Origin of the sequence: Streptomyces sp. L2 (assembly GCF_004124325.1) — a bacterium.
Classification (GTDB): Bacteria; Actinomycetota; Actinomycetes; order Streptomycetales; family Streptomycetaceae; genus Streptomyces.
This window is the reverse complement of sequence record NZ_QBDT01000001.1, coordinates 6,423,843-6,440,512: the sequence shown is the minus strand read 5'-3', so window position 1 is coordinate 6,440,512 and position 16,670 is coordinate 6,423,843. Positions and strand designations below refer to the sequence as shown.

Annotated in this window: 11 protein-coding genes; 3 read left to right on the top strand and 8 right to left on the bottom strand. The window is 70.6% G+C overall.

Annotated features, from left to right (window positions below):
* Window positions 1-7 precede the first annotated feature (7 nt).
* Window positions 8-1,774, bottom strand: coding sequence for a proteasome ATPase (gene arc / locus DBP14_RS28850; RefSeq protein ID WP_129310021.1), 1,767 nt, complete (start codon window positions 1,772-1,774; stop codon window positions 8-10).
* 517 nt (window positions 1,775-2,291) lie between these two features.
* Between arc and DBP14_RS28840 the strand changes: the two genes are divergently transcribed.
* A complete protein-coding gene (locus DBP14_RS28840; protein WP_129310019.1) occupies window positions 2,292-2,594 on the top strand; it encodes a ferredoxin in 303 nt (100 codons plus the stop codon).
* A gap of 36 nt (window positions 2,595-2,630) precedes the next feature.
* Here DBP14_RS28840 and DBP14_RS28835 read toward each other — a convergent pair whose 3' ends face one another.
* From DBP14_RS28835 to DBP14_RS28825, 3 genes are all read right to left on the bottom strand, one after another.
* Entirely contained in the window at window positions 2,631-3,212 is a 582-nt protein-coding gene (locus tag DBP14_RS28835) for a hypothetical protein (protein ID WP_129310017.1), read from the bottom strand.
* A 230-nt stretch (window positions 3,213-3,442) separates the two neighbouring features.
* Window positions 3,443-4,345 (bottom strand): tRNA (adenine-N1)-methyltransferase, encoded by a 903-nt coding sequence (locus DBP14_RS28830; protein ID WP_129310016.1) that lies wholly within the window; start codon window positions 4,343-4,345, stop codon window positions 3,443-3,445.
* Between the two features lie 161 nt (window positions 4,346-4,506).
* Window positions 4,507-5,919 (bottom strand): site-2 protease family protein, encoded by a 1,413-nt coding sequence (locus DBP14_RS28825; protein WP_129310014.1) that lies wholly within the window; start codon window positions 5,917-5,919, stop codon window positions 4,507-4,509.
* Between the two features lie 178 nt (window positions 5,920-6,097).
* Between DBP14_RS28825 and DBP14_RS28815 the strand changes: the two genes are divergently transcribed.
* Window positions 6,098-7,114 (top strand): RecB family exonuclease, encoded by a 1,017-nt coding sequence (locus tag DBP14_RS28815; protein WP_241741061.1) that lies wholly within the window; start codon window positions 6,098-6,100, stop codon window positions 7,112-7,114.
* Window positions 7,115-7,128: 14 nt separating this feature from the next.
* On the top strand, window positions 7,129-7,800 hold the full coding sequence (locus DBP14_RS28810; RefSeq protein ID WP_030781365.1) for a response regulator transcription factor: 672 nt from the start codon (window positions 7,129-7,131) through the stop codon (window positions 7,798-7,800).
* 155 nt (window positions 7,801-7,955) lie between these two features.
* Here DBP14_RS28810 and DBP14_RS28805 read toward each other — a convergent pair whose 3' ends face one another.
* The 4 genes from DBP14_RS28805 to metH form a co-directional block, all read right to left on the bottom strand.
* Window positions 7,956-9,131, bottom strand: a complete 1,176-nt coding sequence (locus DBP14_RS28805; RefSeq protein ID WP_241741060.1) for a transposase — start codon at window positions 9,129-9,131, stop codon at window positions 7,956-7,958.
* 332 nt (window positions 9,132-9,463) lie between these two features.
* Entirely contained in the window at window positions 9,464-11,074 is a 1,611-nt protein-coding gene (locus DBP14_RS28800) for an ABC transporter substrate-binding protein (protein ID WP_129310013.1), read from the bottom strand.
* A gap of 435 nt (window positions 11,075-11,509) precedes the next feature.
* Entirely contained in the window at window positions 11,510-12,211 is a 702-nt protein-coding gene (locus tag DBP14_RS28790; protein WP_129310011.1) for an HAD family phosphatase, read from the bottom strand.
* Between the two features lie 393 nt (window positions 12,212-12,604).
* Window positions 12,605-16,120 (bottom strand): methionine synthase, encoded by a 3,516-nt coding sequence (gene metH / locus DBP14_RS28780; RefSeq protein ID WP_129310009.1) that lies wholly within the window; start codon window positions 16,118-16,120, stop codon window positions 12,605-12,607.
* Between the last annotated feature and the right edge of the window lie 550 nt (window positions 16,121-16,670).

The window sequence follows — 16,670 nt, the reverse complement described above, 5'->3', positions numbered from 1 at the left end:
CCCGCTTTTACAGGTACTGGCCGGTGTTCGCCACCGTGTCGATGGAGCGCCCGGTGTCGGAGCCCTGCTTTCCGGTGATGAGGGTGCGGATGTAGACGATCCGTTCGCCCTTCTTTCCGGAGATGCGGGCCCAGTCGTCGGGGTTGGTGGTGTTGGGCAGGTCCTCGTTCTCCTTGAACTCGTCCACGCAGGCCTGGAGGAGGTGGGAGACGCGAAGACCCTTCTGGCTCTTCTCCAGGAAGTCCTTGATCGCCATCTTCTTGGCGCGGCCGACGATGTTCTCGATCATGGCGCCGGAGTTGAAGTCCTTGAAGTAGAGGACTTCCTTGTCCCCGTTGGCGTAGGTGACCTCCAGGAAGCGGTTCTCCTCGGATTCGGCGTACATCTGCTCGACCGCGGTCTGGATCATGCCCTGGACCGTGACCGACCGGTCGCCGCCGTGCTCGCCGAGGTCGTCGGTGTGCAGCGGGAGGCGCTCGGTGAGGTACTTGCCGAAGATGTCCTTGGCGGCCTCGGCGTCGGGGCGCTCGATCTTGATCTTCACGTCGAGGCGGCCGGGGCGCAGGATGGCCGGATCGATCATGTCCTCGCGGTTGGAGGCGCCGATGACGACCACGTTCTGCAGGCCCTCGACGCCGTCGATCTCGGCGAGGAGCTGCGGGACGATGGTGTTCTCCACGTCCGAGCTGACGCCGGAGCCGCGGGTGCGGAAGAGGGACTCCATCTCGTCGAAGAAGACGATGACGGGGGTGCCCTCGCTGGCCTTCTCACGCGCACGCTGGAAGACGAGGCGGATCTGCCGCTCGGTCTCGCCGACGTACTTGTTGAGCAGCTCGGGGCCCTTGATGTTGAGGAAGAAGCTCTTGCCGGCGGCCTGTCCGGTGACCTCGGCGACCTTCTTGGCGAGCGAGTTGGCGACCGCCTTGGCGATGAGCGTCTTGCCGCATCCGGGCGGGCCGTAGAGCAGGACGCCCTTGGGCGGGCGCAGCTCGTGCTCCTTGAAGAGGTCGGGGTAGAGGTAGGGCAGCTCGACCGCGTCGCGGATGGCCTCGATCTGGTTGCCGAGGCCGCCGATCTGCTCGTAGCCGATGTCGGGGACCTCTTCGAGGACGAGTTCCTCGACCTCGCTCTTGGGGACGACCTCGTAGACGTAGCCGGAGCGGGGTTCGAGGAGCAGGGCGTCGCCGGGGCGGATGGTGACGTCCAGCAGCGGCTCGGCGAGCCGCACCACCCGTTCCTCGTCGGTGTGCCCGAGCACCAGGGCGCGCTCGCCGTCCTCGAGGATCTCCTTGAGGGTGACGATGTCGCCGACGCGCTCGAACTGCATGGCCTCGACCACGTTGAGTGCTTCGTTGAGCATGACTTCCTGGCCGCGCCGGAGCTCGTCGACCTCGACGCCGGGGCTGACGTTCACCCGCAGCTTGCGGCCGCCGGTGAAGATGTCGGCGGTGCCGTCCTCGTTGGCCTGGAGGAAGACTCCGAAGCCTGCGGGGGGCTGTGCGAGCCGGTCGACCTCTTCCTTGAGGGCCACGATCTGGTCGCGGGCCTCGCGGAGCGTGTTGGCCAGGCGCTCGTTCTGGGCGGAGACGCCGGCCAGGTTGGTCTGCAGCTCGACGATCCGCTCCTCGAGAATCCTCGTGTGCCGCGGAGAGTCGGCGAGCTTACGTCGCAGGACGGCGATCTCCTGCTCAAGGTAGGCGATCTGCCCGGCCGGGTCGTCGGACCCTCGTCCCGGGCGGATGCCGCGGTTCATGTCGTCGTCGTGGGCTGCCACGGTCCTCACCTCCTCCAAGGGGAGCTGGACGCTTCCAGACCCTACCTGGGTGGGTGTCGATTGAAACCCCTAGATCACAAAGACTGTCAAGGTGTGTCGTCGGTCACCCGTTGCGCTCTCCCTCGTGCCGTTGGGATACCCACTCAACGTCATTCGGAAGCGGCTTGTTCCATGTCAGAGTTGCTCGAAACCCTTCGCGAGTGGCTGGAGTTGTCCGTTCCGGATCGGTTGGGCGTCGCCCGGGCGGGCATGAATACGCTCGTACCATCATCACGCTGAGCAACAAGGAGGGTGTCCGGCGTCACCGTGAGTTCGGCTTGAAGTGATCGTCCGCCTCCTGTGCGTGCCCCTGTCCGGTCGCCGCCTCGTACCCGCCCGCCGGGTCCGGAAACCCCCTGTTCCGGCCGCGCGTGGCGGCTTCGCGGGCGGAGGTAGGGTCGAGGTGTTCAGCAGCCGCTGGTGCGGACCCGGCCGGTGTTCGCACCGGCGCCGCCCCGGCGAACCGACGGCAGGAGAGGTGACCGTGCAGCAGGAGGCCCCGGGCGGCGAGGCGCTGGAGGTCTGGATCGACCAGGACCTGTGTACCGGCGACGGCATCTGCGCCCAGTACGCGCCGGAGGTGTTCGAGCTGGACATCGACGGGCTGGCCTATGTGAAGGGCGCGGACGACGAACTGCTCCAGGCCGCGGGTGCGACGGCACCGGTGCCGCTGCCGCTCCTCACGGACGTGGTGGACTCGGCGAAGGAGTGCCCCGGCGAGTGCATCCATGTGCGCCGGGTCGCCGACCGGGTCGAGGTGTACGGGCCCGACGCGGACTGAGGCCCGGTCAGCTGCCGGAGCGCCACGGCCGGGACGTCACACGCTGTGCGCGCCCGCCGCGGTGGAGCGCACGAACGCACGGCCGTTCCACTTCCAGTCGGCGCCGGTCCTGACGTCGGGGCAGCAACTGGGCACGTCGTCGGAGGAGTAGCCGAGCAGGGTGGCGGACACCGTGCCCGCGCGCAGCGCGAAGTCGGTGACGGTGAGCCGGTCCTTGGGGTCGACGAGCGTGGCGACCACGCGGGGTTGCGCGCTGTCGCCGGCGCGGGTGAGGACGTAGACGGCGTCGGGCGGGGTGCCCATGGCGGCGTCGCAGTGGACCACCGCGACGGTTTCCGGCCGGCCGTCACCGTCCAGGTCACCGGTGGCCTTCTTGGCGACCACCGCCTTGACCGGCCCGCAGTCGAGGGGGAAGCGCACCCCCGTGGTGCCGGGCGGGGCGACGGCGGCGGGGGCCGACTTGGCCTCGGTGCCGGCGCCCTTCTGGGCGGCCGTCGCGGATCCGGGCTGCAGGAGCGGCGACAGGGCGACGACACCGGCGACTGCGGTGGCCGTGGCGACCCAGTGGATCGGCCTGGTGTGCGTGTGGGCGAGCTCCGGAACGGCGGATTGCTGCACTAGGAGTGTCTCCTGCGAGGGCTGTGCCGGTGGGGGGTGGCCAGCATGGTGCCACACGTCACAGTGCGGGGGAACGGCGGGGGCCGGGATTTCCGCAGGCGGGGAGCCCGCGCGCGTGGGGGCGTGCCCGGTCCTGGTGCCTGGTCAACGCGCGGGCGCCGTGCCCGGGTTCCCGCAGTGGACGGGGAACCCGGGCACGGCGCCCGCGCGTTGTACGGGGTGCGAGCCGGTCAGCGGCCGCTGCCCGCGTCGGCGTTGGGTCCGGCGTAGTCCTCGCCGTAGGCGCCCTTGGCGGGGCGGCGGCGGCGCATGGGCGGCTCGACGCCGTCGGCGAGGCGGCGGGCGGTGAGCAGGAACCCGGTGTGCCCGATCATGCGGTGGTCGGGGCGGACGGCGAGGCCCTCGATGTGCCAGTTGCGGATCATGGTCTCCCAGGCGGTCGGCTCGTTGAAGCAGCCGATCTCCCGGATGGACTCCACGGTCCGGGCGAGCTGGGTGGTGGTGGCCACGTAAGCGCACAGGATGCCGCCGGGGACGAGGGCCTTGGAGACGGCTTCCAGGCACTCCCAGGGGGCCAGCATGTCGAGGATGACGCGGTCGACGTCGGTGTCGGACAGGTTGTCCTGGAGGTCGCCGACGGTGAGCTGCCAGGCGGGGTGCGGGCCGCCGAAGTAGCGCTCCACGTTCTGCCGGGCGATGTCGGCGAAGTCCTCGCGGCGCTCGTAGGAGTGCAGCATGCCCTGGTCGCCGATGGCCCGCAGCAGGAAGCTGCTGAGCGAGCCGGAGCCGACGCCGGCCTCGACGACGCGGGCGCCGGGGAAGATGTCGGCGAAGGAGAGGATCTGTCCCGCGTCCTTGGGGTAGACGACGGCTGCCCCGCGGGGCATGGACAGGACGTAGTCGGGGAGCAGGGGGCGCAGCGCGAGGTAGGCGACGTTGCCGGTGGTGCGGACAACGCTGCCCTCGGGAGCGCCGATCAGTTCGTCGTGCGGGAAGGAGCCCTTGTGGGTGTGGAAGTTCTTCCCGGCTTCGAGCGTGAACGTGTAGTGGCGACCCTTGGGGTCGGTCAGCTGTACCTGGTCCCCGACCTTGAAGGGGCCGCGTCTGCGGGCGGCGCCGGTCGGTTCGGACATGTACATCAGCCTACCGGCTCGGGGCGGGGGGATTTACCGGTGGAGGGGGGTGACGGCGCGTTCTCGGGTGCGGGTGCGTCGTGGTTGATCGCGCTCACGCGGCGGCAGCCGCACATCGATACAGCCCCGCGCCCCTTACGGGGCGCTGTGCGTAGCGCCCGCTATGAAGCGGGCCGTGCCATTGCCTTGACGAAGGCTCGTTCCACGTCTGCTGCTGAAAGGACGCCGTAGATCTCGCCCGATTCCTCGACGACCAGGTATTCGGTGGCGGGGGTGGCGCGCAGGACGTCCAGGAGTTCCTCGCCGGCCAGCTCGGCGGAGACGCGCATGCCGTCGCTGAGGTCCTGGGCGAGGCCGCTGACGGCGACCCAGGGGCGGCGGTGCTCGGGTACGCCGACGATGGCGGCCTCGCGGACGAGGGAGAGGGGGTGGCCGTCGGCGTCGACGACGACGAGGGCGCGGGCTCCGGCGGCGTTGGCGCGGCGCAGGGCCTCGGACAGGGGTGTGTCGGTCTCGACGGGGACGGCACGGCGGGTGAGGGTGCGGGCGCGCAGTTCGGGGAGGTGTTCGCGCAGCCGGGCCATGCGCAGGCTGTTGCCGGCGCCGGTCCACATGATCGCGGCGAGGATGGCGGCCAGCAGGGCGTCGGTGACGGTGTCCATGCCGCTGACGCTCTCGCTGTCGCCTCCGAAGGCGCCGGACTGGTTGAGCAGCGGCAGGCCGATGAGGACGGTGACGGCGAGGGCGCGGCCGACCCAGGCGGCGGCGACGGTGCCGCTCATGGGTTTGCCGGTGATCTTCCAGACGACGGCGCGGAGCATGCGGCCGCCGTCGAGGGGGAGGCCGGGGAGGATGTTGAAGACGGCGACGAAGAGGTTGGAGATCATCAGGCCGGCGAGGAGGACTCCGGGGACGGAGTCCGGCTGGACCGGTCGCATGGCGAGGTAGAAGACGCCAGCGAGGACCAGGGAGAACAGCGGGCCGACGAAGGCGAGGACGAACTCCCGGCCGGGGGTCTCGGCCTCTTTCTCGATCTCGGAGACCCCGCCGAAGAACTGGAGCTGGATGCGGCGGACCGGGAGCCGGAAGCGGAGTGCGGCGACCGTGTGGGCCAGTTCGTGGACCAGGACGGAGGCGTAGAAGGCGACGGCGAAGAAGAGGGAGACGAGGTAGCGGGCGGCGCCCAGGTCGGGCAGGACGCGGTCCAGCTGGCCGCCGAAGACCCAGGTGATGAGGGCGGCGACGAGGAACCAGCTGGGGGCGACGTAGACGGGCACGCCGAAGGGGCGGCCCATGAGGATGCCGCCGCCGGGTTCCTTGGGGGGCTGCTGGGGCGGTTCGCCCTTGGCCATGCCGGAGTGGGCGAGCGAGCGGTGCTCGGCTCCGGGCGGGCCGGTGTCCTCGTCCGGCCGGTGGTGGGGGCCGTGTTCCGGGGGCTTGGGGGTGCCGGGCTCGGACGGTTCCCGCCCCGGGGGGCGGCCGGGGCCGGCCGCCGGGGGCGTAGGACCCGCGGCGTGCTCGGCCGGCTCGTCGTCGCCGGGCCGCGGCTGCCCGCTACCGCCGCTCACGTCCACGGTGTCCCCTCGTTCGAAGCGTCTTCCGCGCCTGCCGGGCGGAAGGGTCTCGGGTCGATGGTATGCGGCCGTGGCGGCACGTTCCGCCCCGGCACCCCTTGTGTTTGCCCCGCCACGGGCCGCCTGACGCGGACCGCGTCGGGGTTGACTGTCAGTGCCGGGCCGTATGGTCGTGGTCATGGACAGCAGCATCGAGGAGGGCGCCCCGCCGGTCGGGGCACCCACGGCAGCCCCGACCGGCGGGACGGACGGGCCGGGCCCGCCCGCGGCGGACGGGGCGGCCGGGGAGGCGGCGGACGCCGGGGCGGCAGGGGAGACGGCGGAAGCCGGGGCGGTGCGGGTGGCCGCGGCGCCGACGTCGTTGTCGCCCTCCCGGGCCGGCGACTTCATTCAGTGTCCGTTGCTGTACCGGTTCCGGGTGATCGACCGGCTGCCGGAGAAGCCGAGCGAGGCGGCGACGCGGGGCACGCTGGTGCACGCCGTGCTGGAGCGGCTGTTCGACGCGCCGGCGGCGGAGCGGACCGCGCCGAGGGCCACGGCGTTGATCCCGGGCCAGTGGGACCGGCTGCGGGAGAGCAGGCCGGAGGTGGACGAGTTGTTCGCCGGGGACCCGGAGGGCGAGCGGCTGGCGCGCTGGCTGGGCGAGGCCGAGCGGCTGGTGGAGCGGTGGTTCACGCTGGAGGATCCGACGCGCCTGGAACCGGCCGAGCGGGAGCTGTTCGTGGAGGCCGAGCTGGATTCGGGGCTGCGGCTGCGCGGGATCATCGACCGGGTGGACGTGGCGCCGACGGGCGAGGTGCGGATCGTCGACTACAAGACGGGCAAGGCGCCGAGGCCGGAGTACGCGGAGAGCGCGCTGTTCCAGATGAAGTTCTACGCCCTGGTGGTGTGGCGGCTGAAGAACGTCGTGCCGCGCCGGCTGCAGCTGGTGTACCTGGGCAGCGGTGACGTGCTGACGTACGACCCCGTGCTCGACGACCTGCGGCGGGTCGAGCGGAAGCTGCTGGCGCTGTGGGAGGCGATCCGGGAGGCGACGGCGACCGGCGTGTGGCGGCCCCGGCCGACGAAGCTGTGCGGCTGGTGCGACCACCAGGCGCACTGTCCGGAGTTCGGCGGCACTCCCCCGCCCTATCCGCTGCCGGTGAGGGCCGCCGGGTCCGGCGGGGACACGCAGGGCAGAATGGGGCCGGACTAGCGAAGGAGTGTCACGTGGCCATCCGCGTCCTACTGGTCGACGACCAGCCCCTGCTGCGTACGGGTTTCCGGATGATCCTGGAGGCCGAGCAGGACCTCGCGGTCGTCGGTGAGGCCGGCGACGGTCTGCAGGCCCTCGACCAGGTGCGCGCCCTGCAGCCGGACGTCGTGCTGATGGACATCCGCATGCCCCGGATGGACGGTGTGGAGGCCACCCGGCAGATCACCGGTCCCGGCCGGGACGGTCCGGCGAAGGTGCTCGTGCTGACCACGTTCGACCTGGACGAGTACGTGGTGGAGGCGCTGCGGGCCGGGGCGAGCGGTTTCCTGCTGAAGGACGCGCCGGCCAATGAGCTGGTGCAGGCGATCCGGGTGGTGGCGAACGGTGAGGCGATGCTGGCTCCCAGCATCACGCGCCGGCTGCTGGACAAGTACGCCACGCACCTGCCCTCGGGCGAGGAGCCGGTGCCGGACACCCTGCACACGCTCACCGACCGTGAGGTCGAGGTGCTGAAGCTGGTGGCGCGCGGCCTGTCCAACGCGGAGATCGCGGCGGACCTGTTCGTCAGCGAGACCACCGTGAAGACGCACGTCGGACACGTGCTGACCAAGCTGGGCCTGCGGGACCGCGTGCAGGCGGCGGTGTACGCGTACGAGAGCGGTCTGGTGCGCCCCGGCGCCCAGTAGGGCGGGCCGGGGCGGTATCGGCCAAGGAGCTGAGGATCAATGACCCACCCGGCCCCACCGCACGCGGTCGAGGACAATTTCACGTCCGCAGAAGTGAGGGCGTCACCGTTGGTCAACGACCCGGGACTGAAGTCCTGGGCTTGCACAACGGGGCATCACTGACGGTGATGACCCGTTTGCGTCCAGCCCCGGCCCGCTGACGCGGGGGTGGGGCAGGGGCCGTTGACGGGGCCCCGCGTCGCCACAACTCCGACGCGCGTGCGCGAATGTTGCGGGAGCTTCCCCCGCTCTCGGCTTCGCTCAAGCGGGAGGTGCCCCCATCGGTCCGCGTGATCAACGAATCCGCAGGACCGGCACGCGAACCAGGCCTGGGAGACCCGGTTCGCCCTGTCGATGTGCCCGCACTCGGCGCAGGTGCGGGAGGTGTACGCCGGATCGACGTACACCACCGGCACTCCTGCCTTGCGGGCCTTGTACGCGATGAACTGTCTTAGTTGGGCGAACGCCCAGCTGGAGTGGGTGGCCCTCCCCCACTGCCTTAAGGGCGTGGGAGGTGCCCCCAGGCTTTCGAAGCCGTACCCGCTCGCGGATGCCCGTGAGATCTTCGAGGGCGATTCCGCGACCGGTGCTCCCCCACGCTCGGCTGCGCTCGCGCGGGAGGTACCCCCATTGCCTCGGCCACATGCGTCGCGATCTTGTGGTTGATGTCCCTGGCCCGCCGCGCCTCCTTGCGGCTCCGCTTCTTCAGTCGGCGCTTGGCGGACGAAGTGTTCTTCCTCTGGAGTTTGCAGCGGAGCATGCGCGCAGGTGGCGTGCAGGAACCACATGCCGTTCCGGCAGATGAGATCGGACTCACCCTTGCGGTACAGCGCGAGTGTGGCGAGCTGTTCCGGTGAGGCGGTGAAGGCCACGTTCTTCATCCGGCCGCCGCTGGTCCAGAGCGACACCGTGCGTTCCGCGATCTGCCAGGAGAGCATCCGGTCGTCGAACGGCTGCGCACCGCAGGGCCGAAAGGCGACGGGCTTCTCCGTGGCACGGCGATACCGGGCCGAGCCGGGACGGCCAAGGCGGCCGCCCTTCAGGTTCGCCCTGAGCGTGGCGTAGGCGTCGCAGGTCTTCTTGACCACGTGCTGGGCCGCCTGGGCGCCCAGGCCCCAATGCGACTTCACCTGCTCGTAGGTGAGCTTGCGCAGGGCGAAGTTCTTGAACTCCCCGGCTTCGAAGGCGATCTCGCTCACCCACGTGGCCGCCTCGTTGCAGGCCCGCAGGGTCGCCTCCAGAGCCGCCTGCATGGGCGTCGGCAGCAATCTGACCTGCGCCACCAACTTCACGATCACTGAGCCTAGACACCCGCACGACGCCCCATCGCACGTTCCCCGCTCACCACCCCAACGAGTGAAACCTGCGCGACAGGAGAAGCCAAGCCCGGCCACTCCGCGGCCGAGACCACGCAGCGACAACGCGGCGGCGCGCCGTAACACACCGAGGGGCCTGTGCCGCCCAAGGCGCCGGTGTCCGAGCCGCAGCGCGTCAACAGGCCGGAGGCCAGCCCCGCCACGATGGGCAGGACCGGCCACTGGTTGCGCATGTTCACTGCATGTGCCTTTGTCGTCGTGTCTCGTCACCCCGAACCGCGGTCACCGGCTCGGGCGGGCGAGGGACGTCAGCCGCTCACCCCACGGCCGAGTTCCCACAACTGGAGCGTAGAGGACGAGTTGAGGGCGTACGACGTGCCGGTGATGTCGTCGCGGGCGGCGACGTACTGCTTACCCTGCCAAAGCGGCAGCACCGGGACGTCGTCGGCGACGGTGTCCTGAATCTGCGTCAGGGTCTTGGCGGCGTTGAGCCGGTCGGACTCGCGGCGGGACTCGGGGATCAGCGTGCGCTCGATGGTGCTGTTGCGGTACGGCGAGCCGAGGAAGTTGTCCTTGCCGAGGAACGGCGCGAGGAAGTTGTCCGCATCGGGGAAGTCGGGGAACCAGCCCATGCCGTAGACGTCGTACTGGCCCCTCTGCTCCGCGGGCCGGAACTGGGTCCAGGGGTGGCCCTTGATGCTCGCCTGGAACAGGCCGCTGTCGTTGAGCTGCTTCTGCAGGACCTCGAACTCCTGCTTGGTGGCGGAGCCGTAGTGGTCGGTGGTGTAGTGCAGGGTCAGCTTGACCGGCGTGGTGATGCCGGCCTTGGCCAGCATGGACTTGGCCTTGGCGACGGAGGGGTTGCCGTACGTGTTGAGGAACGAGTTGGAGTGCCCGGTGATGGACGCGGGGACCAGCGAGTACAGGGGCTCGGCCTGGGAGCCGTACACCTTGGAGACGAGGGCGCCGCGGTCGATGAGCTGGGCCATGGCCTGGCGGACGGCCTTGGTCTTCACGGTGGGCGCGTTCGTGTTGAAGGCCAGGTAGCGGATCTCCAGGCCCGGCATGTCCACGAGGTCGACGTTCTTGTCGCTGCCGGCGTCGAGCTTCTGGATCTGGGCCGGGGACATGGTGCGCGTCATGACGTCGATGTCGCCCTTGTCGATCGCGGCGCCCATGGCGTCGGCGTCGGCGTCGGCGAAGGAGCGCAGCACGACCTTGTCGTTGTTCACCGTCACGTAGCCCTTGTAGTTCGGGTTCTTGGTGAAGGTGGCGCTGACGATCGCGTTGTCCTTGACGTCGGCGTGGAAGGTGTAGGGGCCGGAGCCGTCCACCTCGAAGCCGTCGCGCAGCTTGTCCTTGGCGTAGTCCTTGGGGTTGATGATGCCCGCGACCGGCGTGGACAGCTTGTACGGGAACGTCGCGTCGGGCGTCTTGAGGTGGAAGATGACCTCGCGGTCGCCCTGGGTCTCGATGGTGTCGATCGTGTTGAGCAGCGCGGAGACACCGCTGTCGGCGTGGAGGCGCAGGGCCCGCTCGATCGAGAACTTGACGTCCTGGGCGGTGACCTTGTCGCCGTTGGCGAACTCCAGGCCGTCCCGCAGCTTGCAGGCGTAGCGCTCGCTGCCGCTGTCGGTGAAGGAGCAGCTCTCGGCGGCGTCGGGGACGACCTGGCCCTCGCCCTTGGGCTCGGTCATCAGGGTCTGCACGGTCTGGCGCAGGATGTTCCAGGTGCCGACGTCGTACGCGTAGGCGGGGTCGACGGGCGCCGGTGCCTCTTTGGTGGCGGTGAACTGGTCCGTCGTGCCGACGACGATGGCGTCACTGCTCTTGCTCCCGCTGTCGGTTCCGCCACAGGCGGCGAGAACCGGCGCCAGCAGGCCGGCCACGGCCGGCAGCACCAAAGTCTTGCGGTTCATGCGGGAGTTTCTCCAGAGCTGTTCGTGTCCGTGTATCCGCCATGCATGGGTGGTGCGGCGGATCCACGGGGGTTACGGCGATGTTCTCGCGACGAGATTAGTCCGCACCCGCAGCGGCGTTCACAGCCGCGTGAGTTGAGGTTCCATCACGCTGTGAAACCGGTTGCGGACGCACCGAAAACCCGACAGCGGCAGCTTTGGTGCAGGGTGAGACCAAACGGGACACAAGGGCGGGCCCATTGGCCCCGAACAGGGGTGAACAGCACAGGCAGGCAACGTTGTCGAGCCTGGGCGACGGTGGCGAACGTCACACCGTCCAACTGGCAGGTCGCCAGTGGAATTCGGACGCATGGTCGCCTTTCGAATTCCGCCTGGTGTACTTCCCGGTAATTTTGTCCAGGCTCGCCATTGCGCTTTCGCACGGTGGGTGAACGGCTAGCGCATTTCCGTCATCAGGCCGCGCAGAAAGGCCAGGTCCACCTCTTCGAGGGAGGTGACGACCGTGCGCCGGCCGGCCGGGGCGATGGGGGCGACGGAGGGTACGGCGACCACGTGGCAGCCGGCCGCCTCGGCGGCGGCGACTCCGGTGGCGGTGTCCTCGACGACCGCGCATCTCGCGGGGTCGACGCCGAGTCCGGCCGCCGCGAGCAGGTACGGGTCCGGGTAGGGCTTGGTCCGGGAGACCTCGTCACCGGCGATGGACAGGCCGAAGTGGTGGGGCCCCAGCACGGTGAGCACGCGGTCGATGATGCGGCGGTGGGAGGCGGAGACCAGGGCGGTGGGGATCCCCTGCTCGTGCAGTTCGGCCAGCAGGCGGGCGGCGCCGGGCATCAGCGGCAGGGCGGCGCCGATGCGGGCCTCGAAGCCGTCGTTGAGCAGGACGGTGAGCTCGGCGAGGGTGACGGCGGCGCCGGTGGCCTCGATCAGGAAGCCGGCGCTGCGGGTCATGGGGCCGCCGACGACGACGTGCCGCCAGGAGTCGTCGAGGGCGTGGCCGAGGGCGGCGAAGACCTCCACCTCGACGTCCCACCAGAAGCCCTCGGTGTCCACCAGGGTGCCGTCCATGTCGAGGAGCACCGCCTGCAGGGCTGAGCCTTCGGCCGTACGGGTTCCGAGCGCGGGGACCGTGCTGGTCATCCGGGCGCACCTCCTTGGGGACGAGCAGGCCGGTTCCCACACGGGGAACCGGCCTGCAGTGGACCGACCAGTGTACGACGCCCACGCCACGAACGCCTCGTTTATCGTCCTGAGTCAGGGGGTACCCCAGAAACACCCTTACCGCAGGGCAGAGGGCCGCTGTCGGCTGCGGCCGGCCGGGGGTGGGTTCCGCTTACCGGCGCGCGCAGGGTGCCGCTGCGCCCACCCGTGCCGCCCCTAGCGGCACGCATGCCCGCAGCTGAGGAGGCGGCCCGGAGGGGGCGCCCCGCAAGGGGCGCGGGGAACTGCGCGACAAGCCACGACGCAGTCGCAGCCGCACGGCGGACCCGCCCCCCCCAGGACAGTGGGCGCACCTGCCGACCCGCGCGGAGCTCACCTCGCGTTGAAGTACTTGGCCTCCGGATGGTGGATGACGATCGCGTCCGTCGACTGCTCGGGGTGCAGCTGGAACTCCTCCGAGAGGTGGACGCCGATACGCTCGGGCCTCAGCAGCTCCGCGATCTTCGCGCGGTCCTCCAGGTCGGGGCACGCGCCGTAGCCCAGCGAGAACCGCGCGCCACGGTACTTCAGGGCGAACATGTCCTCGACGTCGGCCGGGTCCTCCCCGGCGTAGCCGAGTTCCGCGCGGACCCGGGCGTGCCAGTACTCGGCGAGGGCCTCGGCCAACTGCACGGACAGCCCGTGGAGTTCGAGGTAGTCACGGTAGGAGTTGGCCTCGAAGAGCTTCGCGGTCTCCTCGCCGATCCGGGAGCCGATGGTGACGACCTGGAGGCCGACGACGTCGGTCTCCCCGGACTCCTCCGGCCGGAAGAAGTCGGCCAGGCACAGCCGGCGGCCCCGCCGCTGCCGCGGGAAGGTGAAGCGGGTCCGTTCGTTGCCCTGTTCGTCCAGGATGATGAGGTCGTCGTCCTTGGACACGCAGGGGAAGTAGCCGTGCACGACGGCCGCTTCGAGCAGGTTGTCCGTCTGGAGCCGGTCGAGCAGTCCGCGCAGCCGCGGCCGGCCGTCGGTCTCGACGAGCTCCTCGTACGTCGGCCCGTCACCGGTGCGGGCCTGCTTGAGGCCCCACTGCCCCTTGAAGAGGGCGCCCTCGTCGAGCCAGCTCGCGTACTCCTTGAGCTGGATGCCCTTGATGACCCGGGTGCCCCAGAACGGCGGGGTGGGCACGGGGTTGTCGGTGGCGACGTCGGAGCGGACGTGCCCCTCCTCCGGCCGCTCCTCGACCTCGACGGCGGCCGCGGCCCGGACCCGGCGCTGCTTCAGCTCGGGCAGCTTCGCGCCGGGGACCCCCCGCTTGACGCCGATGAGGGCGTCCATCAGGCGCAGGCCCTCGAAGGCGTCGCGGGCGTAGCGGACCTCGCCCTCGTAGATCTCGTGCAGGTCCTGTTCGACGTAGGCGCGGGTGAGGGCGGCGCCGCCGAGGATGACCGGGAAGCGGGCGGCCAGGCCGCGCTGGTTCAGCTCCTCCAGGTTCTCCTTCATGATCACGGTGGACTTGACGAGGAGGCCGGACATGCCGATGACGTCGGCCCGGTGCTCGTCGGCGGCGTCCAGGATCGCGGAGACCGGCTGCTTGATGCCCAGGTTGACGACGTTGTAGCCGTTGTTGGACAGGATGATGTCGACGAGGTTCTTGCCGATGTCGTGGACGTCGCCGCGGACGGTGGCGAGGACGATGGTGCCTTTGCCGGCCTCGTCGCTCTTCTCCATGTGGGGTTCGAGGTGGGCGACGGCGGTCTTCATGACCTCGGCGGACTGCAGGACGAACGGCAGCTGCATCTGGCCGGAGCCGAACAGCTCGCCGACGACCTTCATGCCGTCCAGGAGGGTCTCGTTGACGATGTCGAGGGCCGGGCGGCTGGTGAGGGCGTCGTCGAGGTCGGCCTCCAGGCCGTTCTTCTCGCCGTCGATGATGCGCCGCTTGAGGCGCTCGTCCAGGGGCAGCGCGGCCAGTTCCTCGGCCTTGCCGGCCTTCAGGGACTTGGCGGTGGCGCCCTCGAAGAGCTGCATCAGCTTCTGCAGCGGGTCGTAGCCCTCGCGGCGGCGGTCGTAGACGAGGTCGAGGGCGGTGGTGACCTCTTCCTCGCTGAACCGGGCGATCGGCAGGATCTTGCTGGCGTGCACGATCGCGGAGTCCAGGCCCGCCTTGACGCACTCGTCGAGGAAGACGGAGTTCAGCAGGATCCGCGCGGCCGGGTTGAGGCCGAAGGAGATGTTGGACAGGCCGAGGGTGGTCTGGACGGCCGGGTGCCGCCGCTTCAGCTCCCGGATGCCCTCGATGGTGGCGACGCCGTCCTTGCGGGACTCCTCCTGGCCGGTGCAGATGGTGAAGGTCAGGCAGTCGACGAGGATGTCCTCCTGGTGGATGCCCCAGTTCTGCGTGAGGTCCTCGATCAGCCGTTCGGCGATCTCGACCTTCTTCTCCGGCGTGCGGGCCTGGCCCACCTCGTCGATGGTGAGCGCGACCAGCGCCGCGCCGTGCTCCTTGGCCAGGGCGGCGACCCGGGCGAACCGGGAGTCCGGGCCGGCGCCGTCCTCGTAGTTCACGGAGTTGATGACCGCGCGGCCGCCCAGCTTCTCCAGGCCGGCCTGGAGCACGTCGACCTCGGTGGAGTCCAGGACGATCGGCAGGGTGGAGGCGGTGGCGAAGCGTCCGGCGAGTTCCTCCATGTCGGCGACGCCGTCTCGGCCGACGTAGTCCACGCAGAGGTCCAGCATGTGGGCGCCCTCGCGGATCTGCTCGCGGGCCAGCTCCACGCAGTCGTCCCAGCGGCCCTCCAGCATGGCCTCGCGGAATTTCTTGGAGCCGTTGGCGTTGGTGCGCTCGCCGATGGCCAGGTAGGCGGTGTCCTGCCGGAACGGCACGGACTGGTAGAGAGAGGCGGCGCCGGGCTCGGGGCGCGGGCTCCGCTCGCCCGGGGTGAGGTCCCGGACGCGCTCGACGACCTGGCGCAGGTGCTCGGGCGTGGTGCCGCAGCAGCCGCCGATCAGGGAGAGGCCGTAGTCCCGTACGAAGTTCTCCTGGGCGTCGGCCAGTCCCTCGGGGCCGAGCGGGAAGTGCGCGCCGTCCTTGGTGAGGATGGGCAGGCCCGCGTTCGGCATGCAGAGCAGGGGGATGCGGGAGTGCCGGGTGAGGTAGCGCAGGTGCTCGCTCATCTCGGCGGGGCCGGTCGAGCAGTTCAGGCCGATCATGTCGATGCCGAGCGGCTCCAGCGCGGTGAGCGCGGCGCCGATCTCGGAGCCGAGCAGCATGGTGCCGGTGGTCTCGAAGGCCATCGAGACGAGCAGGGGGACGTCGAGGCCGAGGGCGTCCAGGGCGCGGCGGGCGCCGAGCACGGAGGCCTTGGTCTGCAGGAGGTCCTGGGTGGTCTCGACGATCAGGGCGTCGGCGCCGCCGGCGAGGAGGCCCTCGGCGTTGGCCTGGTAGCCGTCGCGGATGGTGGTGTAGCCGACGTGGCCGAGGGTGGGGAGCTTGGTGCCGGGGCCGACGGAGCCCAGTACCCAGCGCTGCCGGCCGTCCCGGGCGGTGTGCTCGTCGGCGACCTCGCGGGCGAGGCGGGCGCCCGCCTCGGACAGCTCGTGGACGCGGTCGGCGATGTCGTACTCGCTGGCCGCGGTGTGGTTGGCCCCGAAGGTGTTGGTCTCGACGCAGTCGACGCCCACGGCGAAGTACGCCTCGTGGACGGAGCGGACGATGTCGGGGCGGGTGAGGTTGAGGATCTCGTTGCAGCCTTCGAGGTTCTGGAAGTCCTCGAGGGTGGGGTCCTGCGCCTGGAGCATGGTGCCCATGGCTCCGTCGGCGACGACCACACGGGTGGCCAGCGCCTCTCGGAGCGCGGACGCACGGGTCCGGCTGTCGGCGGAAGGGGTCGGTGGCAACGCGGCCATGTAGGGGCTCCCTGGGGTGCGACGGCTGTCGGCTATGCGGCCTTCCCGGCCGGGCCGGGAACGGGGCACTGCGCCAGGGTAACCGGGACCGGGCTCCGGCGGGCACCGGCGTCCACGGGACGGACACGGACGGCGGACGCGGCCCCTGTCCGGGGTACGGACAGGGGCGCCGGATGCCGGACGCGCGCGGGCCGCGCGATTCAGCCGGTACAGGGCGGCGCGGACGGTGCGGCCGGGCGGGCGCGGGACGTGCGGCAGGGCCCGTGCGGGACGTGCGGCAGGGCCCGTGCGGGACGTGCGGCGGGGCGGGTGCGGGGCTCCGGTGGGGATGGGGGACCCTTGCGCGGGCGGGCCGGTCATGGGCGCCGGCCGGGCGCGCTCCGGCCGGTGCGGGTGGCCGGCGTGTGACGTGGGAGCCACGGGCCCGTGTAACAGGTGTCGGCGGACCATTGGCGGGACGTTGGCATGGACCGGTAGTGTTCGACATTGCCGAACGGCGTTTTTTCACAGGGCGGTCGGCGGTCGTCGGCGGTCGCAGGGAACGGAGGCA